Below are 26,198 nucleotides of genomic sequence, written 5' to 3' on the forward strand. Positions count from 1 at the left end.
ACTTTTTGACCAAGGAACGACCATGGAACAACGCCGCTTTTCTGGTAAAAGCCACTGGTATCATGAAACCCAGTCCAGTCTGTGCCCGGCGGATGTACTGCCTTTAGTTCCCGAAGCGGCGCAGTTTGAAGACCGCTTTCTGCTTGATGTAGTCCCTTCTGAAGCGCAATTGATTGTTGAAGCCCCGTGGCTTGATGCCGCCCGAGCGGCAGCCGATGTGCTGCTGCCCGAAAGTATTAACGTGACGCGTTTACATACCCTGAGCAGTTACGATCGCCTGAGCACGGCGCTGACCGTCGCGCAGGTCTACGGCGTCCAGCGCCTGTGTAACCACTATGCCGCTCGCCTGGCCCCACAGCCCGGCCCTGACTCATCCCGGGAAAGCAATCGTCGCCTGACCCAGATCACCCAGTTTGCCCGCCAGCTTGCCAGCCAGCCGACGCTTATCGACGATAGCGCTTTAGCGCAGCTGGATGAATGTGGCCTGTCTGTGGACGATATTGTCTCTTTCACCCAGATTATCGGCTTCGTGGGCTTCCAGGCGCGCGCCATTGCCGTCTGGCAAGCGCTGCAGGGGCTGCCCGTTCGCTGGCTGCCGGGACTTACCGGGCAACTGGACGCGGAGCCCGCGCTGTTTACACCATACCCGGTCAACTGGCTTCCAGGGCTGGCTCCCGTTGAAATGCGCTATGCCCGTGCGGAACAGCTGGAAGTCCTGAGCATCAGCCAGCCGCTGCGAACGCTGCGTGATATTGCCTGGCTGCTTGCCCACGATGAACGGGCGCTGTCTTACCTCAGCCAGCTTACCCGTCTGTTCTGGCAGACCACATCGCAGCAATCAGACGATGCGCTGCTGGCGGTGATGCTGACGTCACGGATTAACGGCAGCGCCGCCTGCTTTAGCGATGCCGTGGCGGCCTGGCAGGGAGATGCCGGATTACCGGACGCGATGCGCAACGGGGAACGGGCGCTGAACGCCTGGAGCCACAACCATCCTCGTGAAAAAGCGATTATTCAGGCCGTGCAGCTGTTAACCCGCGTCCCGGACAGATTTAGCGCCTCACAGATTCAACCTTTGTATGAGCAAGGTTTTAGCGAGCAAGAGGTGCTGAAATTACTGGTTAGTGCCGGGCTGGCCGGGTGGATAAACCGCCTGAAAATTGGTCTGGGAAATACCGCTCAAGCGCTGAATCCATAAGCCTTCACGGCAATCAGCGCTTGCCGCAAGGTACGGTTTCGCGTAAAACTGTCAGCCGCTCTTTTGGCCACGAAAACGAAACGATATGCTTCAGGATAACCCGCTGCTCGCGCAGCTAAAACAGCAACTGCATTCTCAGACTCCACGCGCTGAAGGCGTGGTGAAAGGCACGGAAAAAGGGTTCGGCTTCCTCGAAGTCGATGCGAATAAAAGCTACTTTATTCCGCCGCCGCAGATGAAAAAAGTGATGCACGGCGACCGTATCAGCGCCGTTATCCACACCGATAAAGACCGTGAGTCCGCCGAGCCGGAAACGCTTATCGAACCTTTCCTGACGCGTTTTGTTGGCCGCGTTCAGAAAAAAGACGACCGCCTGTCCATTGTGCCGGATCATCCGCTGCTGAGAGACGCGATTCAGTGCCGTGCGGCTCGCGACGTGACCCATGACTTCCAGAACGGTGACTGGGCGGTGGCTGAAATGCGCCGTCACCCGCTAAAGGGCGACCGTGGCTTCTATGCCGAGTTAACGCAATTCATCACCTCCGGCGACGATCACCTGGCGCCGTGGTGGGTGACACTGTCACGTCACAATCTTGAACGCGAAGCGCCGGACGGCGTGGCTACCGAGATGCTTGACGATGGCCTGGTGCGCGAAGACTTAACGTCGCTGGATTTTGTCACCATCGACAGCGCCAGCACCGAAGATATGGACGATGCGCTGTACGTTGAAGAACTTGCCGACGGCAAACTGCAGCTGACAGTGGCCATCGCCGATCCGACCGCCTGGATCGCAGAAGGCAGCAAGCTCGACGGCATCGCCAAAATTCGTGCCTTTACCAATTATCTGCCTGGCTTTAACATCCCAATGCTGCCGCGCGAGCTGTCAGACGATCTCTGCTCCCTGCGCGCCAACGTTGTCCGCCCTGTCCTCGCCTGCCGCATGACCATTGAGCAGGACGGCGCTATCGCCAGCGACATTCATTTCTTCGCCGCGAATATCGAGTCCAAAGCCAAGCTGGTTTATGACGAAGTCTCTGACTGGCTGGAAGAGAAAAATGGCTGGCAGCCGCAGAGCGACGCCATTGCACGGCAAATTCGCCTGCTGCATCGCGTTTGCCTGGCCCGCAGCGAATGGCGTCAGACCCACGCGCTGGTCTTTAAAGATCGTCCGGACTATCGCTTTGTTTTGGGCGAGAAAGGCGAAGTGCTGGATATTGTGGCCGAGCCACGTCGTATCGCAAACCGTATCGTTGAAGAGTCGATGATCGCGGCTAACGTTTGTGCGGCCATCGTGCTGCGCGAGAAGCTGGGCTTCGGAATTTATAACGTTCATACCGGTTTCGATCCGGCCAATACTGAACAGCTGGCCACCATGCTGCAAACCCACGGCATCACCGTGGACGCGCAGGAAGTGCTGACGCTGGAAGGTTTCTGCAAGCTGCGCCGCGAACTGGACGCTCAGCCGACCGGGTTCCTGGACAGCCGCATTCGCCGTTACCAGTCGTTCGCTGAGATCAGCACCGAGCCTGGCCCGCACTTCGGCCTTGGCCTCGAAGCCTATGCCACCTGGACTTCCCCAATCCGTAAATTCGGCGATATGGTTAACCACCGTTTGCTGAAAGCGATTATTAAAGGCGAAGCGGCGACGCGCCCGGCGGAAGAAACCACCGTCCAGATGGCGGAACGTCGCCGTCTTAACCGAATGGCCGAACGTGACGTGGGCGACTGGCTGTACGCTCGTTTCCTGAACCCGAAAGCCGGCACCGATACTCGCTTCGCAGCAGAGATTATCGATGTCAGCCGCGGCGGGATGCGCGTGCGTCTTGTGGACAACGGGGCCGTGGCGTTTATTCCTGCACCGTTCATCCACGCGGTACGTGATGAGCTGGTTTGCAGCCAGGAAAACGGCACCGTGCAGATTAAGGGCGAAGTCGTTTATAAAGTGACCGACGTTATCGATGTGACCATCGCGGAAGTTCGCATGGAAACGCGCAGCGTTATCGCTCGCCCTGCGGTCTGATCCTGATTTTCACCCTATAAAGCCGGGCGCTCTGCCCGGCTTTTTCATTTCTGTCATCGCAATGTGCCGATATATTGCACATCCTCTGCAAAAACAAGATCTTTTCCTCTTTACCGGGGCTTTAACATCGGCCGTCTGTTGCTACTATAAATAATAGATTTAGGTGATATTTTTCCCCTGAGGCTCAGGAGCACGAATGAAAGACGATTTGGAGCAGAACCTGCTTTATCGTTATCTGGGGACGACCAGCCCCTACTGGCGTTTACCGGCAGACAGCAACGCCCTTCAACTTGCGGCCAGCGAAGATTCAGACACCGGCCAGGTCGTCGCGCTGGACATGATACAGGCCGACGAAATTCGCCAGATGACGGTGATTACGTCCAGCCTGACCATGACATTGTCGCTGTTCGGCATAGAAGTCCCGGTGCATATGGTCGGCCGCAAAGTGTCCAAACGCGAGTGGGCGGGCACCGCCTCGGCCTGGCATGACACCCATTCGGTGGCTCGCGATCTGGTGCAGGGCCTCTCTTTTGCCGAGCAGGTTGTCTCTGAAGCGAATTCAGTCATTGTCATTCTTGATAAACAGGGAAACATTCAGCGCTTCAACCGGCTAAGCGAAGAATACACCGGGATGAAAGAGCATGAGGTCATCGGGCAGAACGTCTTTAAGCTGTTTATGAGCCGCAGCGAAGCCGCCGCCTCCAGACGCAATATCAGCGGATTTTTTCGCAACGGCAGCTCCTATGAAGTTGAGCGTTGGGTCAAAACCCGTAAAGGCCAGCGGCTGTTTTTGTTCCGCAACAAGTTTGTCCACAGCGGCAGCGGCAAAAACGAAATCTACCTGATTTGCTCCGGCACCGACATTACCGAAGAGCGCCGCGCGCAGGAACGACTGCGGGTGCTGGCCAATACCGATACCATTACCGGGCTGCCTAACCGCAACGCCATTTACGACCTGATCACCGAGGCCATCGCCAAACGGGGTGACACGCAGGTTGGCATCGTCTATCTGGATCTCGATAACTTTAAAAAAGTGAACGATGCCTACGGCCATATGTTTGGCGATCAGCTGCTGCAGGCCGTGTCGCTGGCGATTTTAAGCTGCCTTGAAGAAGGCCAGGTGCTGGCGCGCCTCGGAGGCGATGAATTTATCGTGCTGGCAACCAACACCTCTCAGGGCTCGCTGGAAGCGATGTCTTCTCGCATTCTGACCCGCCTGAAACAGCCCTTCAGGATTGGCCTGATCGAGGTCTACAGCGGCTGTTCGCTGGGTATCTCTCTCGCCCCGCAACACGGGGATGAACGAGAGAATCTGATTCGTAACGCCGACACCGCCATGTACACCGCCAAAGAGAGCGGCCGCGGGAAGTTTTGCGTGTTCTCGCCCGAGATGAACCAGCGGGTGTTTGAGTATTTATGGCTGGATACCAATCTGCGGAAAGCGCTGGATAACGATCAGCTGGTGATTCATTACCAGCCGAAAATGACCTGGCGCGGTGAAGTCCGTAGCCTGGAAGCACTGGTACGCTGGCAATCGCCGGAGCGCGGGCTGATCCCTCCCCAGGGCTTTATCTCCTACGCCGAAGAGTCCGGCCTGATTGTGCCGCTTGGGCGCTGGGTGATGGTTAGCGTCGTGCAGCAGGTAGCGAAATGGCGGGACAAAGGGATTAATTTACGCGTGGCAGTCAATGTCTCTGCCCGACAGCTTGCCGACCAGACTATTTTTAGCGATCTCAAGCAGGCGCTGAAGGATCTGAACTTTGAGTACTGCCCGATTGATGTTGAGCTGACCGAGAGCTGTCTAATCGAAAACGAAGAGCTGGCGCTGTCGGTTATCAAGCAGTTTAGTCAGCTAGGGGCGCAGGTGCATCTGGATGACTTCGGCACGGGGTATTCGTCCTTATCACAGCTGGCCCGTTTCCCTATCGACGCCATTAAGCTCGATCAGTCCTTTGTGCGCGACGTGCATAAACACTCGGTGTCTCAGTCGCTGGTGAGAGCGATTGTGGCCGTGGCGCAGGCACTGAATTTACAGGTCATTGCAGAGGGCGTAGAGAACCAAAAAGAAGACGCCTTTCTTACCAAGAACGGCGTCAACGAACGGCAGGGGTTCTTATTCGCCAAACCAATGCCCGCTGCCGTGTTCGAGCGTTGGTTTAAGCGCTATCAGGCCAGAACAAAGCGCTAGCCCGCTTTACGCAGAGCCGTCGATGTATGGCGGTTTTGCAGCATGACCAGCCGTTCCATGTAGGCAATGTCCTTGTCCTCCAGGCAAAATGCGGCATCCACCCAGTCTTCGGTGATGTCCATCAGCTCTGAGCGTGGCAGCTGTAACACTCGCTGCCGCGCACGCAGCATGGCCTTCACACCGTTAAGCTTAGGCTGCAGGGTATCGATGAAGGTACGCGTGGCCAGGTATCCCTGCCCTGGCTCAAACAGCTGATCCACCAGCCCGTGCTGCTGGTGCCATTCCGCCGTGTGTGACTCGCCTTTATAAATCAACTCTTCGGCAAGTTTCATGCCCGAGCGACGCGCAACCAAAGAGTATGCGCCCATGCCGGGAAACAGATTGAACGCAATTTCCGGGAACCCCAGTCTGGCATCGCGCTGTGCCAGCAGGAAATGATGCGCGAGCGCCGCCTCAAATCCACCGCCAAGCGCACTGCCCTCGACCATCGCCAGGCTGATCGCCCCCGTATCAAAACCGCGAGACGCAGCGTGCACGCAGTCCACACAGGCGCGGGCATAGGCGCGGAGCGCTTCCCGACGCCCATTGCGAATAGTTTCCACAAAAAAGCCTAAATCGCCGCCGGTATTGTACATCCCGGGGACCAGCGAGCCGGTAACCCAGAAATCAACTTTGAATCCGGCCTTCTGGACGATATATCCCAGGTTCATTATTTCCTCGATAAGCCCGTGATTGAAGCAGGGGCGCGGGCGGGCACGAAGCATCATCCAGACGGTACGGCGTTCTTCTTCGTAATATCCAGACAGTTGAGTAAAACGTGCAGTATCAGTAAAGAGTTTGCAGGTTGGTTGGTTGATAACTGTCATAGCCAGATCCTCATTAAATGAATGTGCGGTCATCGCAGGATCAGACTAATCCACGGCTGTAGTTTGATGAATGCAGCGTAAGGATTAATAATTAATGCTTATATGTTGTGCGATAATTTATTGAAGAATAATGCTAAGAATTCGCCGAGTGCCCTTCTCTTTACCGGCTATTTTTTGCATTATGGGCGAATGATTCATTCCCTAACTCAGACAGGATTAACAATGCCAACACTGGATCCGCAGCAGCTTGCCAAACGTATTGATACCGTGCTGGATATTCTGGTTGCCAAAGATTATGCCTCCGCGATAAACAACCTCGAGATCCTCAAAGCTGAATTACTGCGCATAAATAACGATGAAAACAAGCAGGATGGTGAGCAAAAAAAATCGCCCTGGGAAATTTAAATTTTATGCCAGCGAAAGCAGCCCAAAATAAAGGCTGCTTTTCTTTTATACCATCACAATGAAAACGCTTAGTGAAACAGGCCGGTCCAGCCCTGGATGGCCATATATATCCCCATCGCCGCAATCAGGATACTGGAAAAGTAAGGCGCCTTTCGGGCTGCGTTGCTAAAGCCGTGCCAACGTTTTGCCACCTGACGAACGCCAACCGCCGCGCTCACGCCAACGGTCACCAGCGTCAATGCCAGGCCAATGCTAAAACCGAGTACCAGCGTAGCCCCCAGCACCAACGCCTTAAGCTGCAGACAAATCAGCAAGACCGTGATGGCCGCCGGGCATGGGATCAGCCCACCGGTCAGGCCAAACAGTAAAATTTGCCCGTTGGTGACGTCTTTGTTGGTAAAACGGCGCTTAATGTCATTGGCATGCGCCAGCTCATGGGCATCCTGATACTCTTTGGTGCCCGCATCCAGCCCCTCGGTTCCCGCATGATCGTGCTCATGTTCATGAAACGCCAGATCGTAATCGTGGCTGTGCCCACGGTGGCCAAACGAAACACGGACGTTGAAGTTATGAGGCTCCGGGATGACCGCCGTCGACTCCATGTAGTCGCCGCAATCCACAAACTGGAAGACCTGGGAGAATGCCTCTTCTTCGCGCTTCGTCACCAACGAGATTTCCCCCGGAGCCCATTTTCTGCGGCTGAGATTGCGTAAACGCCAGCGTGGGGGCTGCCCTTGCTCAAAGATCGAAAGCTCAACCAGGCCGTGGCCGGTATCTATTCGTTTGGTTTCATCGTCGTGGTGATGCCCGTTTTCCTGAGACTCTGTCAGCCAGTTTTGCTCTCCCCTCCAGGTCCGCCAGAACATCCAGAATGCGGTGCCCAGAACAATGACGGCTGAAATTAGCTGCAGCCACGGCTCGGCAGACTCCGCGGTAAAGCGCTGGCTGATATACATCCCGCCAAAGGCGATGAGCCAGACAATGGCCGTATGGGAAAGCGTTGCCGCAAGGCCAAGCATGATCGCCTGCCGGGCAGTGCCTTTAATGGCGATGATAAACGCCGCCATCATGGTCTTCGAATGCCCGGGCTCAAGGCCATGCAGGGCACCAAGCAAAATCGCACTGGGGATAAACAGCCAGGCATTGCCTTGCTGGAGAAGCGTAGTGAATTCAGTCATTGGGATCATTCTTGCTGAGATGCGGGATCTAAATTCTACTCCCCCCCAGTACAAAATACTACCCCCCAGTAGATTTGTAATAGTATCATTATGAAGTTCTTCTCAGAGGGAAATTCGCATGTCACACACCATTCGCGACAGACAAAAGCTCAAGGCCCGGACCAGCAAAATCCAGGGACAAGTGATTGCGCTTAAAAAGATGCTTGATGAACCGCATGAGTGTGCTGCAGTCCTGCAGCAAATTGCCGCCATTCGAGGCGCGGTGAACGGGTTAATGCGTGAGGTGATTAAAGGGCATTTGACGGAGCATATTGTGCATGAGGTAGACGAAGTGAAGCGCGAGGAGGATCTGGATGTGATCCTTAAGGTGCTGGATTCCTACATAAAATAAGCTTTATGTGAAAGCCACCGCGGACGGTGGCCACAAATGATTAGAGCGTTAATGAGCCAAACGCGCCCTGCCAATCTTTTTCAAAGCCGCCTATTGCCGCCGTCACCGCAGGCGTGACCAACATCTGTTCGACCACATCAAGCGGCAGCGTGATCGCTTCGCAGCCGGCCAAAAGACATGACATCGCCTGGTGCGGCGTGCGGAAACTGGCCGCCAGCACTTTCGCATCAGGGGCATGCAGCGTCAGAAGCTGCTGGAGATCCTGTACCATCTGAATTCCGTCCCCGCCCTGAGCATCCAGCCTGTTCACATAAGGCGCAACGTATTCAGCGCCCGCCAGCGCAGCCAATAACCCTTGCGTCGCGCCATAAACAGCCGTCCCCAGCGTTGGGATCCCGAGGACTTTAAGTTGCTTGAGTGCAGCCAGGCCTTCCGGCGTAGTGGGCACTTTAACAACCAGCCCCGGTACGCGCGTGGTTAACAGCTGTGCCTCTTTCACCATTTCATCAGCCTGGTTCGCAATCACCTGAGCAAACAGCTTACCTTCGCCCCCCAGTGCGTCCTGTAGCGCAGGCAGCACTTCCCACAGGGAAATGCCCGCTTTGGCAACGATGGAAGGATTGGTGGTTACGCCCTGCAGCGGCAGAACACGGGCAAGACGCTTAACGGCGGCAACATCTGCGGTATCTAAATACAGTTCCATTACGCTCTCCAGAATTAGTGTCATCTCTCACTGGCGGCATCATAACCCGACTGTCGATTGTTTAGCTGATCAATATCAATATAACTTTCATTCGAAAGTAATTTAATTTACGAAAGAAACAAAAAGAGATGATGCCATGCTGTTCAATATTCAGCGTTACTCCACTCACGATGGCCCAGGGATCCGCACCGTAGTTTTCCTGAAAGGATGCTCGCTAGGCTGCCGCTGGTGCCAGAATCCTGAAAGCCGCGATCGGGGATACGATGTTCTGCTGGACCGCCGTTTATGCCTGACCGGGTGCGAGCTTTGCCAGCAGGCTGCATCAGACGTGGTTTCCCGTGTTGACGGCGAACTGGTTATTGCGCGCGGCAAACTCAATGCTGACACGATAAATGCACTGAGAGAGTGCTGCCCTACCCAGGCACTGACCGTTTGTGGCGAAGTAAAAACGGCGGATTCTATTATGGCCACCGTGCTACGCGACAAGCCTTTTTATGCTCGCAGCGGAGGTGGGATTACGCTTTCCGGCGGAGAGCCTTTTATGCAGCCAGAGCTGGCGCGTGAACTTCTACAGCGCAGCAAAGAAGCTGACCTGCATACTGCCGTGGAATCCTGCCTGCATGTGCCGTGGAAATACATTGAACCTTCATTACCTTTTTTGGATTTGCTGCTGGCGGATCTTAAGCACGTAGATAAAGCGCGCTTTCAGCAGTGGACCGACGGCAACGCCGAACGCGTGATGGATAACTTTCGTAAGCTGGCCGCTCGCGGCGTAGAGATGACCATCCGCGTACCGTTAATTCCCGATTTTAATGCCGATGAGCGTTCCATCCGCGCCATCAGCGATTTTGCCGCCGACGAAATTGGCGCGAAATCCATCCATTTTCTGCCTTATCACACCTTAGGGATTAACAAATACAACCTGTTGGATCAGCCCTACCTGGCCGGCAGCAGGCCACTTGATGCACCAGAACTTCTGCACTTCGCCGAACAGTACGCCAGCCAAAAAGGCATGACCGCCTGGATTAGAGGATAATCATCATGACCACCGAACTGAACCTGAATTTTCTCAGCCCACGTGTAGAAGCACACAAAGAGGCGCTGATACATATCGTGAAGCCGCCGGTCTGCACCGAGCGTGCCCGCCACTACACTGTCGTTTACCAGCAGCATCAGGATAAACCGCTGCCGGTTCGCCGCGCGATGGCGCTGGCCCATCATCTGGCGGAGCGAACTATCTGGATCAGACATGACGAGCTGATCGTCGGCAACCAGGCAAGCCATGTGCGCGGGGCGCCGTTCTTCCCGGAATACACCGTCGGCTGGATTGAGAGCGAAATCGACGAGCTTGGCGATCGTCCGGGTGCCGGATTTTCAATTTCCGACGAGGACAAAGCGGTCATGCATGAAATTTGCCCGTGGTGGCGCGGGCAGACAGTGCAGGATCGCTGCTATGGCATGTTTACCGACGAGCAAAAGGCACTGCTGGCGACCGGGATCATAAAAGCCGAAGGCAATATGACTTCCGGCGACGCTCATCTGGCGGTTAATTTCCCGTTGCTGCTCGAATTGGGTATTAGCGGATTGCGTGACAAAGTCGCCGAGCGACGCGGGCGTTTGCAGTTGACCGACTGGGACGACCTGCACAAAGAGCAGTTCCTGAAGGCCATTGATATGACTTTTGCTGCCCTGAGCGACCATATATTACGCTACGCAGAATTGGCGAAGAAAATGGCCTTCGAAGAAAAACGAGAGGCACGCCGGGATGAACTGTTGGCGATCGCTGAAAACTGTAAACATATCGCCAGCAATCCGCCGGTCACTTTCTGGCAGGCTTTACAGCTCAGCTATTTCGTTCAGCTTGTGCTGCAAATTGAATCCAACGGGCACTCCGTCTCCTTTGGTCGGCTCGATCAGTACCTTTATCCGTGGTACCGCCGGGATGTGGAATTACAGCAAACCACCAGCCGGGAGCAGGCCATTGAGCTGCTGCAAAGCTGCTGGCTGAAGCTGCTAGAGGTGAATAAAATTCGCTCCGGTTCGCATTCAAAAGCCTCCGCCGGCAGCCCGCTTTACCAGAACGTCACCATCGGGGGACAAACGCTGGTGCACGGCGTCGCGGTGGACGCCGTTAACCCGCTCTCCTGGGCCATTCTTGAATCCTGCGGACGCCTGCGCTCAACGCAGCCTAATCTCAGCGTTCGCTATCACGCCGGGATGAGCAATGACTTCCTTGATGCCTGCGTGCAGGTGATTCGCTGCGGATTCGGCATGCCCGCATTTAACAATGATGAAGTTGTTATCGAGGAATTCATTAAGCTCGGCGTCAGCCGGGAAGATGCTTATGACTATGCGGCTATCGGCTGTATTGAAACCGCCGTCGGCGGGAAATGGGGCTACCGTTGCACCGGCATGAGCTTTATTAATTTTGCCCGGGTGATGCTGGCGAGCCTTGAACACGGCCGGGATGCTACCAGCGGAAGCATCTTCCTCCCACAGCAAAAGGCACTGTCCGAAGGCAACTTCACTTCGTTTGTCGAAATACTGGCAGCCTGGGACCAGCAAATTCGTTATTACACGCAAAAATCGATCGAGATCGAATGTGTGGTGGATACCGTACTGGAGGAAAACGCGCACGATATTCTTTGTTCGGCGCTGGTGGATGACTGCATTGAACGGGGCAAAAGCATTAAGCAAGGGGGCGCCAAATACGACTGGGTTTCAGGACTTCAGGTCGGGATAGCCAACCTTGGGAATAGCCTTTCAGCCGTGAAAAAACTGGTTTTCGAGCAGGGAATAATTGGGCAGCAGCAGCTGGCGGATGCCCTGGCCAACGACTTTGCCGGACTGAACGGCGAGCAGCTTCGTCAGCGGCTGATTAATGGCGCACCAAAATACGGCAACGACGATGATGAAGTCGATATGCTGCTCGCCCGCGCCTATCAAACCTACATCGATGAACTTAAGCGCTATCACAACACGCGCTTTGGCCGCGGCCCTGTTGGCGGGACATACTACGCGGGAACCTCTTCTATCTCTGCAAACGTGCCGTTTGGCGCAGCCACGATGGCCACACCTGATGGCCGTAAAGCGCATACACCTTTGGCAGAGGGAGCCAGCCCCGCGTCCGGGACCGATCACCTTGGCCCTACGGCGGTCATCAGTTCCGTGGGCAAACTGCCGACCAATAAAATCCTCGGCGGCGTTTTATTGAACCAAAAACTGAATCCCTCAACGTTAGATAATCCACGCGATCGCGAAAAATTAATGTTTATGCTGCGTACCTTCTTCGAATCACACAAGGGCTGGCACGTTCAGTACAACATTGTCTCCCGCGAAACACTGCTTGAGGCCAAACAAAATCCTGATAAATATCGAGATTTGGTGGTAAGGGTTGCAGGATACTCGGCCTTCTTTACGGCCTTATCTCCTGACGCGCAGGATGATATTATAGCTCGCACGGAACATACTCTTTGACGAGAAGGCGGTGGTTAATCCCACCGCCTGACTACTGGCTGACATGAACTCAAGACAACAAATTATTCTGGCAGATGGTTATCGATCAGGGCCGGGTTAGCGTCGCCTCTCTGGCGAAAACAACCGGCGTTTCAGAAGTCACCATCCGCCAGGACTTAAACCTGCTGGAAAAAAATAATTACCTTCGTCGCACGCATGGTTTCGCCGTCCCGCTGGATAGCGATGACGTCGAAACTCGCATGATGAACAACTACACCCTCAAACTACAGCTTGCGCAATATGCCGCTTCGCTGGTGAATGATGGTGAAACGGTGTTTATCGAAAACGGCAGCAGCAACGCGCTTCTCGCCCGCACGCTGGCGGAACAGAAAAAAGTCACGCTGATCACCGTCAGCAGCTATATCGCCCATTTGCTGAAAGACACCGATTGTGAAGTGATTCTGGTCGGCGGGATCTATCAGAAGAAAAGCGAAAGCATGGTCGGGCCGCTTACCCGCCAGTTTATCCAGCAGCTGCATTTCAGTAAGGCTTTTATCGGCATCGACGGCTTCTTGCCAGAAACCGGCTTTACCGGGCGCGATATGCTGCGTACCGACGTGGTGAATTCTGTGCTGGAGAAAGGCAGTGAGGCCATTGTGCTGACGGACAGCAGCAAGTTTGGCAACGTGCATCCGTATACTTTGGGCCCGATTTCACGTTTCAACCGCGTTATCACCGACGCATCGATTAGCCAGGAGACGCTGGAGCAACTGAAAGCAGCCCACCTGCAGGTGGATATTGTTGACCCTTACGCCGCCGCCTAAGTCTCCGTTGCCCGTGCCGCGCACGGGCTTCTTCTCTCTCAGAATATTCCCACGTTGTAATTAAGAGTTTTTACCTGTGTTAATCATGCGGAAAAATTAGAATAGAATTTAGCGATATAACAGGGAGTAATATACGCACCTGCCCTTTTTTAAGCTTATATCGTGACATCGTTTCACGAACAGCCCGGTAATGTGGTGAATTTTTACTATACTTACCTGAGACTGGCTTCCGTGAATCAATTATTCTGGAGAAAGTATGATGACCTTAAATAACAAAAAAGTGGCCGCTGCAATGCTGGCTATTACCCTCGCAATGTCCCTGAGTGCATGCTCTAACTGGTCTAAGCGTGACCGCAACACGGCAATCGGCGCAGGTGCCGGTGCGCTGGGTGGTGCAGTCCTGACCGATGGCAGTACGCTGGGTACGCTTGGCGGTGCGGCAGTAGGCGGTATTATCGGTCACCAGGTGGGCAAATAAGGCATGACGCCAGCAAAAGCTAACCCGCTTTGACGAATTATTACGTGTTAATTTTCAGGTCTGACTATCAGCAGTAAAAATAAAAGGCCACGGTATTTTCCGTGGCCCAATAATTAATGTTATTCCGAATTAACCACCCGCGAGTTTTACTTTCATCCCTTTCGCTTCGAGCAATGATTTTATCAAATCACGCTTATCGCCCTGAATTTCAATCACACCGTCTTTGACCGCGCCACCGCAGCCACATTTCTTTTTCAGCTCGGCGGCAATGCTCGCCAGCGTCGCATCGTCCACATCAATACCAGAGATCAGGCATACGCCCTTCCCTTTGCGGCCGCTGGTCTGCTTTTGAATGCGCACAATACCGTCGCCTTTAGGGCGCTGGACTTCGGCTTTCGGTTCATCAATACGTCCGGTTTCCGTGGAGTAGACCAGCCGGCTGTTATTGTCTTTCATCAAGCCCCCTGTACCAGCGAAGCGCGGATATCGCGCAAAGTCTGAGCCGGGTCAGCAGATTGGGTGATCGGACGCCCAATAACCATAAAGTCTACGCCCGCTTGCTGAGCCTGCTGAGGCGTCATGATGCGGCGCTGATCGCCTGCATCACTGCCAACCGGGCGAATCCCTGGGGTAATAAGCTTGAATTCTCGGCCTAGCGCCGCCTTAAAGCGTACTGCTTCCTGTGCAGAGCACACTACACCGTCCAGACCACACTCTTTGGTCAGCGTCGCCAGGCGCTCAGCGTAGTCTGCCGGGCTGGCGGTAATACCCAGATCGGCCAGGTCGCTGGCTTCCATGCTGGTCAAAACGGTCACGGCGATCAGCAACGGCGCATCTTTCCCAAATGGAACAAGCGCTTCTTTGGCGGCGCGCATCATGCGGGCTCCACCCGTAGCATGAACGTTAACCATCCACACGCCCATTTCTGCAGCAGCAGCTACGGCCCGCGCGGTGGTGTTCGGGATATCGTGGAATTTCAGATCGAGGAAGACATCAAACCCGCGCTGTTGCAGGTCGCCCACCAGTTGTGGGCCAAACAGGGTAAACATCTCCTTCCCAACTTTCAGGCGACAGTCTCGCGGGTCGATACGGTCGACAAAGGCCAGGGCGCTATCGCGATTATCATAATCAAGAGCAACGACTATCGGCGATTCAGTGGCAACACGGGAGGAGGATGACGCAGTTGAATTCATGGCAAAACCTTCTGACTGTTGGGCACCAGCGCGGCGCAAAAAAGTTAAACGGCAGCATTCTACTCGTCAGCCAGGTAAATTTACAGCCGCGATCGCCCTCTGCTAAGCGAAAGTTGCACGGTGCTGAAATCAGGAGCAACAAAGCACCTTTTAGTATGTTGTAACTAAAACGAAGGGTTTTAAAAAATCGAGGGCTTACTGCCCATCCAGCCCGCGAATTGGTTTCACCGTTGACCAGGCGCGGCAGGACGGGCAATGCCAGTACATGGTGTAGGCGGTAAAGCCGCATTTTTGACAGCGATAGCGAGGTTTGGTGCGAATTTGCTCGCCAACCATGTCCCTCAGTACCATCAAGCTTTCTTTCGCTCGCCCCTCTTCCGCCTCATGCAGGTGGTAATCCATCAGGCGGTGGAACACGCGCATTGTTGGATGACGCTGGAGCTGGCGATTTATATAAGTCTGGGCCGTTTCTGCCCCCTCTCTTTGTTCGAGAATACTCGCCAGCATAAGCTCTGCCACCGCCCCGCTGTTTTCTTCCACGCAACGCTTGAGGAAAGTTTCCCACTCGTCAGGTTTGTCCAGCTGTTGATAGCACACCTGCAGCATCTCCAGCGTTTCGCTGACCAGTTCGCTGTCTTGCTCAATCACGCGTTTTAACGAGTCTACCGCTTTGGCATACTCGCCTTTTTCCATGAAAATACGCCCCATCATGATGGAGACCCGGGCGCAATTTTTATCTGCAGCCGCACCTTTTTTCAGCAGTGACATGGCCTTGTCCGTGTCGTCATTGCCAATGTTTTGCAGCGCAAGCTCACAGTAGAAGTGCGCGATTTCCACCCGCTGTTTGTCTTTGCCGAGCTTAACCAACCGTTCGGCCACGTCGATGGCTTTCTGCCAGTCGCTTGTTGCCTGGTGAATTTGCAGCAGCTGCTGCAGCGCACTGATGCGGAAATCGGTCTCGTCGATAAGCTGGCTGAACATATCTTCAGCGCGGTCATAAAGACCGGCGGCCATGTAGTCTTTGCCTAGTTGCTGAACGGCAAGCAGCCGCTGGTCGTAGTTCAGAGACGCACTTTCCATTAGCGACTGGTGGATACGGATAGCCCGATCAACCTCGCCACGCTGGCGGAAGAGATTCCCTAGAGTGAGGTGAGCCTCAACGGTGCCTGTGTCCTCTTTAAGCATATCGAGGAACAGATCTACCGCTTTATCCTGCTGGTTAGCCAACAGGAAGTTCACCCCGGCGACATAGTCACGAGAAAGGCGACTGGCCTCCTGCTGTTTGTCTTGCAGCGCACTTCTGCGCCCCATGTACCAGCCATAAGCGGCTGCAACGGGTAACAGCAGAAACAGCAGTTCCAACATAAAAGATTATTCCTTCACGGCCGGCACAACGGGCGCCGAAACATCAGTAGTAGGGGTAACCTGCTGCTCAAGACGTTTAATTTTTCGCTCAGCACGGGCCAGGGAAACACGGACGCGCAGCCAGAACAGACCGCAAATCAGCCACCCAATAATAAACCCTGCCGCAAACAGCGTCGCCAGCAAAGTAGACACCCGGTACTCGCCTTGCGCTAGCAGGTAATTAAAGTTCACAACCTGATCGTTTTGCGCCCCTAAAGTAATAAACACCACAAAGATGGCAAGTACCAGTAAGAAAATGAGTAAATATTTCACATGACATCCCGTTATGTGGTCACAGCTGGCTTAGCTATGCCAAAAATGAGTCCCGGAGGTATAAACTACCATTTCAGACGAAACCGGGGAATCCATTAACCTCCCCGAATGCATAAGAAATGGGGGTTAAAACACTATTCTCAACTTTTTTCATGCCGTTCGGCTATTTCCTGGTCTTCTTCTGCCGGCGGAGTCAGCGGCCCACACCAGCGCTGCGCCAGCCAGGTTGCCAGAATAACTAACAAACCAGAGATAATCGTGGCCACAACCAGGTCACGTGGCCAATGCATACCCAGCAGCAATCGACTCCCCATCACGCCGGTTGCCCAGAACAACAATACCGCTAGCGTAAACGTCCGCCTGCGCGGCCAAAGTAATCCTACGCCCAGCAGCGCCCAACTGGCAGCGAACATCGTGTGGCCAGAAGGAAAAGCGAAGCCGGTTTCGAACTGCCAGTGTTTGCGTAACCAGTCGGGAATTTCATCCTGACCTTCCAGCTGTGCTTTCACCAGTTCCGCACGTTGAGTACGCTTTAAAGTGTAGAACTGCTCGGTAGTGATATGGTGAGTTTTTTCAAGCCATACGACGAATGGCCGGGGTTCCTGCACTTTGTTCTTGATAACGGACTTAATGCCCTGACCTATAAGGATAGCGGCAGCGAGGATAGCAAATAACATCAGCGCAGGCTTAAGGCGATAACGCAGGCACCACAGAAACCAGGCAAAAAGCACAACATGCGTAATGACTCCCCAGGGCTGCGTCACGGTCTCAGTGACCCAATAAAGCATCTTTAACACGCTTTCATTGCCCCCAGGGGACCATTCCCAGCCGCTCAACCAGACGATTAACGGCATGATTAACAGAAGCATTGTGCCTGCGGTGATGCGTTTTGCTATTGCCTGCATGAAAACCTCATGATAATGAAAGCCTTTAAAGAATAACCGAAAAATGCCCAGGAAGGTTAAACCGCGAAGCCGTCATTGGCAAAAATGGCTTTTTAATCTGTCAATGAAGCGAACGACCGCGCGTTATGGCAAAATATCCGACATTAACGTACAGGCCAGACTTCTGGCAGACACCAAGGTGTCAAAATAAGTACCTGGAGAATCACATGCAGCTTAAACGTGTGGCAGAAGCCAAACTGCCAACCCCCTGGGGCGATTTCCTGATGGTGGGTTTTGAAGAAGTGGCAACGGGGCAGGATCATGTAGCTCTGGTTTTCGGTGATATTAGCGGTGAAGAGCCAGTGCTCGCGCGCGTTCACTCCGAATGTCTGACCGGTGACGCGCTGTTCAGCCTGCGCTGCGACTGCGGCTTCCAGCTTGAAGCCGCGTTAACCCACATTGCTGAACAAGGCCGTGGCGTACTGCTTTACCATCGCCAGGAAGGCCGTAACATCGGGCTGCTGAATAAAATCCGGGCCTATGCTCTGCAGGATAAAGGCTACGATACGGTAGAGGCTAACCACCAGCTCGGCTTTGCTGCCGATGAGCGTGACTTTACGCTGTGTGCCGACATGTTCAAACTGCTGGGCGTTGATGCCGTGCGTTTACTCACCAACAACCCGAAAAAAGTCGAAATTTTGACTGAAGCCGGGATCAACATTGTTGAACGCGTCCCGCTCATCGTCGGGCGCAACCCAAAAAATGCGCATTACCTTGACACCAAAGCCGCCAAAATGGGCCACCTGCTGTCGGAATAAAAGTGCTCACTTCATAAAAAAGCCCCTTTTCAGGGGCTTTGTCGTTTCTTACTTCAGCATATTTCTGATCACATAATGCAGGATGCCGTCGTGACGGAAATAGGTCAGCTCATTGCCGGTATCAATGCGGCAGCGGCAGTCAATGACTTGCTGACGTCCGTCGGCGAATGTCAGCGTAACCGGCACAACAGCGCCTGGCTTCAGCTGGTTTAACCCGCTAATATCGAGCTTTTCCTCCCCCGTGAGCCCCAGCGTTTTTCGCGTGACGCCCTGAGGGAATTCCAGCGGTAAAATGCCCATGCCGATAAGGTTCGAACGGTGAATTCGTTCGAACGATTCGGCAATGACCACCCGTACGCCCAGCAAGCGAGGTCCTTTGGCCGCCCAGTCGCGGCTTGAACCGGAGCCATACTCTTTCCCGGCGATCACCGCCAGCGGAATACCCCGCTCTTTATAACGCATTGCAGCATCATAAATAGACAGAACTTCTTCACCAGGCAGTAAGCGCGTCATGCCGCCTTCAATGCCTGGCACCATCTCGTTGCGGATACGGATGTTGGCAAACGTCCCGCGCATCATTACTTCATGGTTACCGCGACGCGAACCGTAGGAGTTAAAGTCCCTGCGCTCTACGCCATGCCCTTGCAGGTAGCGCCCTGCCGGGCTGTCAGGTTTAATGCTCCCCGCCGGGGAAATATGGTCGGTAGTCACAGAATCCCCCAGCATCGCCAGCACGTTAGCCCCGTGAATATCTTCCACTGGTTTTGGCTCAGCGCCCATTTCATCAAAGAACGGCGACAGTCGAATATAGGTTGAGTCATCCTGCCAGCCGTAGGTTGCCGACCGCGCCACTTCAATGCTGCGCCACTCTTCGGTACCTTCAAACACTTCGGCATATTCTTTGTGGAACATCTCGGTAGTCACCTGCGCGACAGCCGCAGCAATTTCCTGACTGCCCGGCCAGATATCTTTCAGGTAGACGTCAGCGCCATTCTTATCCTGCCCTAATGGCTCTTTAGTCAGATCGATATTCATGTTGCCAGCCAGCGCGTAGGCGACAACAAGCGGCGGTGAGGCCAGCCAGTTCGTTTTCACCAGCGGGTGAATACGGCCTTCGAAGTTGCGGTTGCCGGAAAGCACCGCGCCCACGGTAAGATCGCCTTTTTTAATCGCCTGCTCGATAGGATCGGGCAGCGGGCCTGAGTTACCGATACAGGTAGTGCAGCCGTAACCCACCAGATTAAAGCCCAGCTCATCAAGGTATGGGGTTAATTTGGCTTTCGCCAGATAATCCGAGACAACCTTAGATCCCGGCGCAAGCGAGGCCTTCACCCACGGCTGCGGCTTCAGCCCCAGACTGACGGCTTTTTTAGCCAGCAATCCGGCCGCCATCAGCACGCTGGGGTTTGACGTGTTGGTACAGGAGGTGATAGCGGCAATCACCACGGCACCATCCGGCAATTGATGCTCTTCGCCCGCCAGCGCGTAGCTGACCGGACGACGATCTTTGTGGGAAGCGTTGACTTCAAGCTCGTTGCTGGCGGCGAAGGCTTTAGGCACGCCACCGAGCGGGACACGATCCTGCGGGCGTTTTGGCCCGGCCAGACTCGCCTCAACGTCATTCATGTTTAAAGAGAGCGTGCTGGTAAACACGGGTTCATCGCCCGTATTACGCCACATGCCCTGCGCCTTAGCGTAAGCTTCAACCAGAGCCACCTGCTCTTCGCTACGCCCGCTGAGGCGCATATACTCCAGCGTTACGCCGTCAATCGGGAAGAAACCGCAGGTCGCACCGTATTCAGGAGACATGTTGGCGATAGTTGCCCGGTCGGCAAGCGGCAGCGAATCGAGGCCATCGCCATAAAACTCAACAAATTTGCCTACGACGCCGTGTTTACGCAGCATCTGGGTGACGGTCAGCACAAGGTCCGTCGCGGTGATCCCTTCCTGTAGTTTGCCCTCAAGCTTAAAGCCGACCACATCGGGGATTAGCATGGATACGGGTTGGCCCAGCATCGCCGCTTCAGCTTCGATGCCGCCCACTCCCCAGCCCAGCACGCCAAGGCCATTAATCATCGTGGTATGCGAGTCGGTGCCAACCAGCGTATCAGGGTAAGCGACAAGTTCGCCGTTCTGTTCTTCGCTCCAGACTGCTTTGCCCAGGTACTCAAGGTTCACCTGGTGGCAAATGCCGGTACCGGGCGGCACAACGCTGAAACGGCTAAAGGCCTGCTGGCCCCAGCGTAAAAAGACATAGCGCTCGTGGTTGCGCTCCATTTCAAGACGAACGTTTTCTTCGAAGGCATCGTTGTCGCCGAAATGGTCAACGGTCACGGAGTGGTCAATCACCAAATCGACCGGGGAAAGCGGGTTAACTTTCGCCACATCACCGCCGAGGCGCTTAACTGCCTCACGCATTGCGGCAAGATCGACCACCGCCGGTACGCCGGTGAAGTCCTGCATCAGTACCCGGGCAGGACGATAGGCAATTTCGCGATCAGCGTGGGCATGTTTCAGCCAGCCGGCCAGGGCATGAATATCTTCACCGGTAACGGAGTCCTCATCCTGCCAGCGCAGCAGGTTCTCCAGTAAAACTTTTAGCGACTTAGGTAACCGGCTGATATCCCCCAGCTCTTTTGCGGCCAGCGGCAAGCTGTAGTAATGCCAGGTTTTATTTAGCGCCCGTAGAGTGTCCTTACTGGCTTCGCGTAGGGTTAACGACATAGCTCCTCCTTTATGACAGGGATAGCGAGTGCCCTGATTATTCGCAGGGTCACTATTAAAGATAACACAAACCTGCCGTAACGATTTGATAACAACCCAAATTGATAAATGGCGGTAATGGAGAAGCGGTAATAAAACGAACGCCCCAACGATAACGTCAGGGCGAGAGGAAAACCGGGAGGATAATTCGAAGCACTAAGGACGTGGCGTTTAGCCACTGACAACAAAGGTTAATTGGCGAAGGCGCGAAGTATTTCTACCCAGAACAAGGCAGAGAGCGTAAAAGCGCCCATCCATGACCAGTATTTTACAGCATTGTGATTATTCATAGGGTTAACCCAATGTGACTATATGCAACCAGACTGCTTATTTAAGCAATCACCAGAATGTATTGCTGCGTGTAATTATTAGTGAATAACAGGTTACCCGGCGGTAAATAAAAAGTGCTTTAAACCCCGCAGAGAAAATAAACGATTCAATAACGATTTTATTGTTTTTTACTGTCGTCTTCAGAAAACAAATCAATAAAGGCCTGCTGCTGTTTCGTCAGCTTCCAGCCTTCAGGTGGCGTGCTTTCCTCTTTCTTAACGTCTTTTCGTGGCTTGCCGCTGTTGCGGGCCACGACCTTAGGTGCAGAAGCCCTATCCCGAGTAGACATAGCTACCCCCAAAAATGCCAGGCAACCAGCGCCACAACCAGCCAGAACAAGGCTGAAACCAAAAACACCGCAATCCATGCCTTGCGTTTCAGAGCCGGATCTTGTTGCGGTTCCTCACTTCCTGATGACATTGCTAGCCTCATACAATCGACACCACTTATCGTAACGTTTCTAAACAATCGGTATAACTAATCGCCAGTTGGGATTAATCCTAAAGAAACTCTAGCTCAAAAGCCAGAAAAATTGCGCAATAAGCAGGAGAAAAGATTTAATCTTTTGACCTGAAATAAATAATCGAAACCTCAGATTTGCGCAACCACGAATTATTTACTAGCTGTGTCTCTTAATTGCGACACAATAACCATTAACAGGATGTGGCTTATTTGCGGAAATGGGAATAGACGAAGAAATGCGTTTAATTCTTGTTTAATAATGACTCGGGCATCTCCGGATTCACCCGAAGATACCCTGGGGAATTATTTGGCAGGTAATTTTATATCTTTAAACATCGCTTCAATATCTTCGTTAGAGCGCAAAGCTACGGCGGTGTCCACCACGTCACGGGTTAAATGTGGCGCAAAACGCTGAATAAAATCATACATATAACTACGCAGGAAAGTACTCCGACGGAAACCTATTTTCGTGGTGCTGTGGCTAAATACGCCCTGGGCTTCGATACGGACTAAATCAGGGTCTGAAATCGGATCCACCGCCATGCTCGCAATAACCCCTACTCCCAGCCCTAAGCGAACGTAGGTTTTAATCACATCGGCATCGGTGGCGGTAAAGACGATTCGCGGCGTTAACCCTGCACGGTTAAAAGCAGTGTCCAACTCGGAACGACCGGTAAAACCAAAGGTGTAGGTGACCAGCGGATACTGCGCCAGCTCTTCGATGCTAACCGACTCCTTCGAAGCTAATGGGTGATCCGGCGTGACCACAATGGAACGGTTCCAGTGGTAGCAAGGTAGCATCACCAGGTCGTCATAAAGATGAAGCGCCTCGGTGGCGATAGCAAAATCGGCATTGCCTTTGGAAACCGCCTCTGCAATCTGCGTCGGCGAGCCCTGATGCATATGCAGTGAAACCCGAGGATAACGCTCAATAAAGCCTTTAATCACGCCTGGTAGCGCATAACGGGCCTGCGTGTGGGTTGTCGCCACATAGAGCGAGCCTTTGTCAGGCCAGGTGTGTTCTCCGGCAACGGATTTAATGGCATCGACTTTCGACAGCACTTCACGGGCGATACGGATAATTTCCTGCCCCGCCGGGGTGACCTGAGTCAGGTGCTTCCCGCTACGGGCAAATATTTGTATCCCCAGTTCGTCTTCCAGCATACGAACTTGCTTACTGATCCCCGGCTGAGAGGTATAAAGCCCTTCCGCCGTCGAGGAGACATTAAGATTGTGGTTTACGACTTCAACGATATAACGCAGCTGCTGTAATTTCATAGCTTACCGTCCAGGGTCAAAGGCCCCGGCGCAATGGGCGGGGTTAAGACGCAGAAAAAACGAAAATTGACATTGCTTTACTCACTATATCAGTTATAGCTACTTTGTATAGATGGGATAAAAAGATAATAAACGAGTTATATAAAGGGCCATAAAAAAACCGGAGACAGGCTCCGGTTTTCATAGGTTCAGGCGGCGTTATTTCTTACCAACGACCCACTTGCCGTCAACGAAGAACGCTGACCAGCCGGTCGCTTTACCGTCTTTATCAGAAGCCACGTACTGCTGCTTCGTTTTACGACTAAAGCGAACGAACGCTTTATTCCCCTCTGGATCTTCCTGAGGAGCGTCGGCCAGATAGCGCAGCTTCTCCGGCAGGCGATCGCGGAAGCGATGCAGCTCTTCTACCAGCGGGGCGCGTGTTTCACGAGATTTCGGGAAAGTGTTCGCGGCCAGGAAGACGCCGGCAGCGCCATCACGCAGCACGAAATACGCGTCAGACTTCTCACACGGCAACTCTGGCAGCGGAACCGGATCTTCCTTCGGTGGCGCTACTTCGCCGTTACGCAGGATCTTACGGGTGTTCTTACACTCGTCATTGGTACAGGCCATGTACTTACCAAAACGCCCCATTTTCAGGTGCATTTCGGAGCCACATTTTTCACACTCAACGATTGGGCCGTCATAGCCCTTGATGCGGAACTCACCTTCTTCGATTTCGTAGCCGTCACAGGTCGGGTTATTACCGCACACGTGCAGCTTGCGCTTCGGATCGATGAGGTAGCTGTCCATCGCCGTACCGCATTTCTGGCAGCGACGCTTGGCGCGCAGGGCGTTCGTTTCCGCATCGTCACCTTCCAGCACGTTGAGAACCTCGTTCTCCGGCACCAGATTGATGGTGGTTTTGCAGCGCTCTTTCGGCGGTAACGCATAGCCAGAGCAGCCGAGGAATACGCCGGTACTCGCGGTGCGGATCCCCATTTTACGACCGCAGGTTGGGCAGTCGATGCTGGTCAGAACCATCTGGTTCGGGCGCATACCGCCTTCTTCCGGATCCTGCTCGGCTTTCTCAAGCTGGCCGCTAAAATCAGTGAAGAAATTGTCCAGCACGCCTTTCCATTCGGCCTGGTTATTGGCCACCTGGTCAAGACTGTCTTCCATTTGCGCCGTGAAGTCGTAATTCATCAGCTCGCGGAAGTTCTCTTCCAGACGATCGGTAACAATCTCACCCATTTTTTCAGCGTAGAAACGGCGGTTCTCAACGCGCACGTAGCCACGATCCTGAATGGTCGAAATGATAGAAGCGTAGGTGGACGGGCGGCCAATACCGCGTTTTTCCAACTCTTTCACCAGCGATGCTTCGCTGAAACGCGCAGGCGGCTTGGTAAAGTGCTGCGCAGGAAGCAGCTCAACCAGCGTCAGGGATTCTCCCGGATTCACCGCCGGTAAGGTGCGATCTTCATCGCCCTTGCGCAGCGCTGGCATCACTTTCGTCCAGCCATCAAAACGCAGCGTACGACCACGCGCCTTCAGGCGGTACTCACCGGCTTCCACCGTCAACGTGGTGGAGTCGTATTTCGCTGGCGTCATCTGGCAGGCGACGAACTGGCGCCAGATAAGCTGATAAAGCTTCTGGGCATCCGCCTCCATGTCTTTTAACGCTTCCGCCTGCACGGACACATCAGAAGGACGAATCGCTTCGTGCGCTTCCTGAGAGTTATCCTTGCTGGCGTATTGATTGGCATCCGCTGGCAGGTATTTCTTACCGAAGTTTTCTTCGATGTAGCCGCGTACCATGCTCACCGCGTCCTGGCTCAGGTTGGTAGAGTCAGTACGCATGTAGGTAATGTGGCCCGCTTCGTAAAGACGCTGCGCCATCATCATGGTTTTCTTGACGCCGAAGCCAAGACGGGTGCTGGCAGCCTGCTGCAGCGTGGAGGTGATGAACGGCGCCCCCGGTTTGCTGCTGGTTGGCTTGTCTTCACGATCCAGAACGGTGTAGCGCGCTTTTTCAAGCAGGCTAACGGCCGCCATGGTCTGTTCGCGGTTAACCGGACGGAAAGGTTTATCTTTATGGTGACTGACCTGCACCGGCAGCGCATCGCCCTTCGGCGTCGACAGGTTGGCGTCGATTTCCCAGTACTCTTCCGGGACGAACGCTTTAATTTCGCGTTCACGCTCAACTACAAGGCGAACCGCCACGGACTGGACGCGCCCGGCTGACAGGCCACGCGCAATCTTTTTCCACAACAGCGGAGACACCATGTAGCCCACGACGCGGTCCATAAAGCGGCGCGCCTGCTGGGCGTTCACACGGTCAATATTCAGTTCACCCGGCTTTTCAAACGCCTGACGAATCGCATTCTTAGTGATTTCGTTAAACACCACGCGGCTGTAGCGGGTGTCGTCGCCGCCGATAACTTCCCGCAGGTGCCAGGCAATGGCTTCCCCTTCGCGGTCAAGGTCGGTTGCGAGATAGATGTGGTCTGCTTTTTCTGCCAGGGATTTCAGCTCGGAGACCACTTTCTCCTTGCCCGGCAGCACTTCGTAATGAGCATCCCAGTTATGCCAGGGATCGACACCCATACGGTTGACGAGCGCTCCGCGTTCATCCTTTTTGACCTTTTTGGCCCCTTTGGCGGCGGTAGAGTCAGCGCTCTTCTTGGTGGTTGATCCACTGGTCGGCAAATCACGGATGTGACCGACGCTGGACTTCACCACGTAGTCGTTTCCGAGATATTTGTTGATCGTTTTGGCTTTTGCCGGGGACTCAACGATAACGAGAGCTTTACCCATTTTCACCTTTACCTATTTAATTCTTCCAGGAATACGTCGCAAATTTTCACCTTCCACTGGCGACGCGCTTTTTTATATTGCGGCAGCGTAGAAGGAGATCAACTCTTTTTTTCAATAACCTGCAATACCCACGGCTCACTCATCGGGTATTGAAGGCCAAAAGTCTCAAGCAAGTGGCATAGCACGACGGAAGTTTGGTCGAATGTCAAGCAATTCTGTTACCAGATTTGCGAAAGCGTCACACTCTACCTGATAAAATATGTTACGCAACTTTATTAGCATGCAATACC

Annotated in this window: 23 protein-coding genes and 1 pseudogene; 10 read left to right on the forward strand and 14 right to left on the reverse strand. The window is 53.9% G+C overall.

Annotated elements, in window-relative coordinates; all coding sequences use genetic code 11:
• The first annotated feature begins 22 nt into the window (after nucleotides 1–22).
• The 3 genes from LH86_RS16600 (at nucleotide 23) to pdeR (ending at nucleotide 5,406) form a co-directional block, all read left to right on the forward strand.
• Nucleotides 23–1,198, forward strand: a complete 1,176-nt coding sequence (locus LH86_RS16600) for a CMD domain-containing protein (protein ID WP_039303586.1) — start codon at nucleotides 23–25, stop codon at nucleotides 1,196–1,198.
• An 85-nt stretch (nucleotides 1,199–1,283) separates the two neighbouring features.
• Nucleotides 1,284–3,218 (forward strand): exoribonuclease II, encoded by a 1,935-nt coding sequence (locus LH86_RS16605; protein ID WP_039303589.1) that lies wholly within the window; start codon nucleotides 1,284–1,286, stop codon nucleotides 3,216–3,218.
• A 196-nt stretch (nucleotides 3,219–3,414) separates the two neighbouring features.
• Entirely contained in the window at nucleotides 3,415–5,406 is a 1,992-nt protein-coding gene (gene pdeR, locus LH86_RS16610) for a cyclic di-GMP phosphodiesterase (protein WP_039303592.1), read from the forward strand.
• Here the strand turns inward: pdeR and LH86_RS16615 are convergent.
• On the reverse strand, nucleotides 5,403–6,272 hold the full coding sequence (locus tag LH86_RS16615) for a crotonase/enoyl-CoA hydratase family protein (protein ID WP_039303595.1): 870 nt from the start codon (nucleotides 6,270–6,272) through the stop codon (nucleotides 5,403–5,405). The two genes, pdeR and LH86_RS16615, sit on opposite strands and share 4 nt — an antisense overlap.
• A 222-nt stretch (nucleotides 6,273–6,494) precedes the next feature.
• Here LH86_RS16615 and LH86_RS16620 point away from each other — a divergent pair, with 222 nt between their 5' ends.
• Nucleotides 6,495–6,677 (forward strand): hypothetical protein, encoded by a 183-nt coding sequence (locus LH86_RS16620; RefSeq protein ID WP_039303598.1) that lies wholly within the window; start codon nucleotides 6,495–6,497, stop codon nucleotides 6,675–6,677.
• Nucleotides 6,678–6,745: 68 nt separating this feature from the next.
• Here the strand turns inward: LH86_RS16620 and LH86_RS16625 are convergent, their stop codons facing one another.
• Complete coding sequence (locus LH86_RS16625; RefSeq protein ID WP_039303601.1) at nucleotides 6,746–7,855, reverse strand: nickel/cobalt efflux protein RcnA; 1,110 nt, start codon at nucleotides 7,853–7,855, stop codon at nucleotides 6,746–6,748.
• Nucleotides 7,856–7,973: 118 nt separating this feature from the next.
• Between LH86_RS16625 and rcnR the strand changes: the two genes are divergently transcribed.
• Complete coding sequence (gene rcnR, locus LH86_RS16630; RefSeq protein WP_039294041.1) at nucleotides 7,974–8,246, forward strand: Ni(II)/Co(II)-binding transcriptional repressor RcnR; 273 nt, start codon at nucleotides 7,974–7,976, stop codon at nucleotides 8,244–8,246.
• Nucleotides 8,247–8,286: 40 nt separating this feature from the next.
• Here the strand turns inward: rcnR and fsa are convergent, their stop codons facing one another.
• On the reverse strand, nucleotides 8,287–8,949 hold the full coding sequence (gene fsa / locus LH86_RS16635; protein ID WP_039303604.1) for a fructose-6-phosphate aldolase: 663 nt from the start codon (nucleotides 8,947–8,949) through the stop codon (nucleotides 8,287–8,289).
• A gap of 136 nt (nucleotides 8,950–9,085) precedes the next feature.
• Here fsa and LH86_RS16640 point away from each other — a divergent pair, with 136 nt between their 5' ends.
• The 4 genes and pseudogenes from LH86_RS16640 (at nucleotide 9,086) to osmB (ending at nucleotide 13,707) form a co-directional block, all read left to right on the forward strand.
• The gene (locus LH86_RS16640) at nucleotides 9,086–9,985 is read left to right on the forward strand and encodes a glycyl-radical enzyme activating protein (protein WP_039303607.1); all 900 of its coding nucleotides are present in this window, start codon (nucleotides 9,086–9,088) and stop codon (nucleotides 9,983–9,985) included.
• Nucleotides 9,986–9,990: 5 nt separating this feature from the next.
• A complete protein-coding gene (locus LH86_RS16645) occupies nucleotides 9,991–12,426 on the forward strand; it encodes a formate C-acetyltransferase/glycerol dehydratase family glycyl radical enzyme (RefSeq protein ID WP_039303609.1) in 2,436 nt (811 codons plus the stop codon).
• Between the two features lie 43 nt (nucleotides 12,427–12,469).
• Nucleotides 12,470–13,229 (forward strand): annotated as a pseudogene (locus LH86_RS16650) (DNA-binding transcriptional regulator YciT).
• A gap of 259 nt (nucleotides 13,230–13,488) precedes the next feature.
• Entirely contained in the window at nucleotides 13,489–13,707 is a 219-nt protein-coding gene (osmB, locus tag LH86_RS16655) for an osmotically-inducible lipoprotein OsmB (RefSeq protein WP_008461331.1), read from the forward strand.
• Nucleotides 13,708–13,836: 129 nt separating this feature from the next.
• On the opposite strand, the gene yciH is transcribed toward osmB, so the two are convergent.
• From yciH to pgpB, 5 genes are all read right to left on the reverse strand, one after another.
• Complete coding sequence (yciH, locus tag LH86_RS16660) at nucleotides 13,837–14,163, reverse strand: stress response translation initiation inhibitor YciH (protein WP_039303613.1); 327 nt, start codon at nucleotides 14,161–14,163, stop codon at nucleotides 13,837–13,839.
• Nucleotides 14,163–14,900 (reverse strand): orotidine-5'-phosphate decarboxylase, encoded by a 738-nt coding sequence (gene pyrF, locus LH86_RS16665; RefSeq protein ID WP_039303616.1) that lies wholly within the window; start codon nucleotides 14,898–14,900, stop codon nucleotides 14,163–14,165. Before pyrF ends, yciH begins: the two co-directional genes overlap by 1 nt.
• Nucleotides 14,901–15,095: 195 nt before the next feature.
• Nucleotides 15,096–16,265 carry a lipopolysaccharide assembly protein LapB gene (lapB, locus tag LH86_RS16670; protein ID WP_039303619.1) on the reverse strand — a complete coding sequence of 390 codons (1,170 nt, stop codon included), beginning with the start codon at nucleotides 16,263–16,265 and terminating at the stop codon, nucleotides 15,096–15,098.
• Nucleotides 16,266–16,271: 6 nt separating this feature from the next.
• The gene (locus LH86_RS16675) at nucleotides 16,272–16,577 is read right to left on the reverse strand and encodes a LapA family protein (protein ID WP_039303623.1); all 306 of its coding nucleotides are present in this window, start codon (nucleotides 16,575–16,577) and stop codon (nucleotides 16,272–16,274) included.
• 140 nt (nucleotides 16,578–16,717) lie between these two features.
• Complete coding sequence (pgpB, locus tag LH86_RS16680; protein WP_039303626.1) at nucleotides 16,718–17,482, reverse strand: phosphatidylglycerophosphatase B; 765 nt, start codon at nucleotides 17,480–17,482, stop codon at nucleotides 16,718–16,720.
• 206 nt (nucleotides 17,483–17,688) lie between these two features.
• Between pgpB and ribA the strand changes: the two genes are divergently transcribed.
• Entirely contained in the window at nucleotides 17,689–18,279 is a 591-nt protein-coding gene (gene ribA, locus LH86_RS16685; RefSeq protein ID WP_008461322.1) for a GTP cyclohydrolase II, read from the forward strand.
• Nucleotides 18,280–18,327: 48 nt separating this feature from the next.
• Here ribA and acnA read toward each other — a convergent pair whose 3' ends face one another.
• The 6 genes from acnA to topA form a co-directional block, all read right to left on the reverse strand.
• The gene (gene acnA / locus LH86_RS16690) at nucleotides 18,328–21,003 is read right to left on the reverse strand and encodes an aconitate hydratase AcnA (RefSeq protein ID WP_039303629.1); all 2,676 of its coding nucleotides are present in this window, start codon (nucleotides 21,001–21,003) and stop codon (nucleotides 18,328–18,330) included.
• A 230-nt stretch (nucleotides 21,004–21,233) separates the two neighbouring features.
• Entirely contained in the window at nucleotides 21,234–21,332 is a 99-nt protein-coding gene (gene ymiC / locus LH86_RS22845) for a small membrane protein YmiC (RefSeq protein WP_231560145.1), read from the reverse strand.
• A 158-nt stretch (nucleotides 21,333–21,490) separates the two neighbouring features.
• A complete protein-coding gene (locus LH86_RS22630) occupies nucleotides 21,491–21,661 on the reverse strand; it encodes a hypothetical protein (protein ID WP_156107035.1) in 171 nt (56 codons plus the stop codon).
• Between the two features lie 2 nt (nucleotides 21,662–21,663).
• Nucleotides 21,664–21,792: a YmiA family putative membrane protein gene (locus LH86_RS22185; RefSeq protein ID WP_071842743.1), complete on the reverse strand. Its 129-nt coding sequence runs from the start codon at nucleotides 21,790–21,792 to the stop codon at nucleotides 21,664–21,666.
• Nucleotides 21,793–22,137: 345 nt separating this feature from the next.
• A complete protein-coding gene (gene cysB, locus LH86_RS16695; protein WP_008461319.1) occupies nucleotides 22,138–23,112 on the reverse strand; it encodes an HTH-type transcriptional regulator CysB in 975 nt (324 codons plus the stop codon).
• Nucleotides 23,113–23,310: 198 nt separating this feature from the next.
• The gene (gene topA, locus LH86_RS16700; protein WP_039303632.1) at nucleotides 23,311–25,908 is read right to left on the reverse strand and encodes a type I DNA topoisomerase; all 2,598 of its coding nucleotides are present in this window, start codon (nucleotides 25,906–25,908) and stop codon (nucleotides 23,311–23,313) included.
• Between the last annotated feature and the right edge of the window lie 290 nt (nucleotides 25,909–26,198).

The sequence above is a fragment of the Cedecea neteri genome (genome assembly GCF_000758325.1).
Taxonomy (GTDB): domain Bacteria; phylum Pseudomonadota; class Gammaproteobacteria; order Enterobacterales; family Enterobacteriaceae; genus Cedecea; species Cedecea neteri_B.

Bases quoted from the DNA above. Each gene is read 5' to 3' on its own strand.
- LH86_RS16625 (WP_039303601.1), bottom strand. From the start codon at position 7,855: ATGACTGAATTCACTACGCTTCTCCAGCAAGGCAATGCCTGGCTGTTT.
- LH86_RS22185 (WP_071842743.1), bottom strand. From the start codon at position 21,792: ATGTCATCAGGAAGTGAGGAACCGCAACAAGATCCGGCTCTGAAACGC.
- fsa (WP_039303604.1), bottom strand. From the start codon at position 8,949: ATGGAACTGTATTTAGATACCGCAGATGTTGCCGCCGTTAAGCGTCTT.
- pyrF (WP_039303616.1), bottom strand. From the start codon at position 14,900: ATGAATTCAACTGCGTCATCCTCCTCCCGTGTTGCCACTGAATCGCCG.
- LH86_RS16640 (WP_039303607.1), top strand. From the start codon at position 9,086: ATGCTGTTCAATATTCAGCGTTACTCCACTCACGATGGCCCAGGGATC.
- pgpB (WP_039303626.1), bottom strand. From the start codon at position 17,482: ATGCAGGCAATAGCAAAACGCATCACCGCAGGCACAATGCTTCTGTTA.
- cysB (WP_008461319.1), bottom strand. From the start codon at position 23,112: ATGAAATTACAGCAGCTGCGTTATATCGTTGAAGTCGTAAACCACAAT.
- yciH (WP_039303613.1), bottom strand. From the start codon at position 14,163: ATGAAAGACAATAACAGCCGGCTGGTCTACTCCACGGAAACCGGACGT.
- rcnR (WP_039294041.1), top strand. From the start codon at position 7,974: ATGTCACACACCATTCGCGACAGACAAAAGCTCAAGGCCCGGACCAGC.
- lapB (WP_039303619.1), bottom strand. From the start codon at position 16,265: ATGTTGGAACTGCTGTTTCTGCTGTTACCCGTTGCAGCCGCTTATGGC.
- pdeR (WP_039303592.1), top strand. From the start codon at position 3,415: ATGAAAGACGATTTGGAGCAGAACCTGCTTTATCGTTATCTGGGGACG.
- ribA (WP_008461322.1), top strand. From the start codon at position 17,689: ATGCAGCTTAAACGTGTGGCAGAAGCCAAACTGCCAACCCCCTGGGGC.
- LH86_RS16620 (WP_039303598.1), top strand. From the start codon at position 6,495: ATGCCAACACTGGATCCGCAGCAGCTTGCCAAACGTATTGATACCGTG.
- acnA (WP_039303629.1), bottom strand. From the start codon at position 21,003: ATGTCGTTAACCCTACGCGAAGCCAGTAAGGACACTCTACGGGCGCTA.
- LH86_RS16605 (WP_039303589.1), top strand. From the start codon at position 1,284: ATGCTTCAGGATAACCCGCTGCTCGCGCAGCTAAAACAGCAACTGCAT.
- topA (WP_039303632.1), bottom strand. From the start codon at position 25,908: ATGGGTAAAGCTCTCGTTATCGTTGAGTCCCCGGCAAAAGCCAAAACG.
- LH86_RS16645 (WP_039303609.1), top strand. From the start codon at position 9,991: ATGACCACCGAACTGAACCTGAATTTTCTCAGCCCACGTGTAGAAGCA.
- LH86_RS16600 (WP_039303586.1), top strand. From the start codon at position 23: ATGGAACAACGCCGCTTTTCTGGTAAAAGCCACTGGTATCATGAAACC.
- LH86_RS16615 (WP_039303595.1), bottom strand. From the start codon at position 6,272: ATGACAGTTATCAACCAACCAACCTGCAAACTCTTTACTGATACTGCA.
- LH86_RS22630 (WP_156107035.1), bottom strand. From the start codon at position 21,661: ATGTCTACTCGGGATAGGGCTTCTGCACCTAAGGTCGTGGCCCGCAAC.
- ymiC (WP_231560145.1), bottom strand. From the start codon at position 21,332: ATGAATAATCACAATGCTGTAAAATACTGGTCATGGATGGGCGCTTTT.
- osmB (WP_008461331.1), top strand. From the start codon at position 13,489: ATGACCTTAAATAACAAAAAAGTGGCCGCTGCAATGCTGGCTATTACC.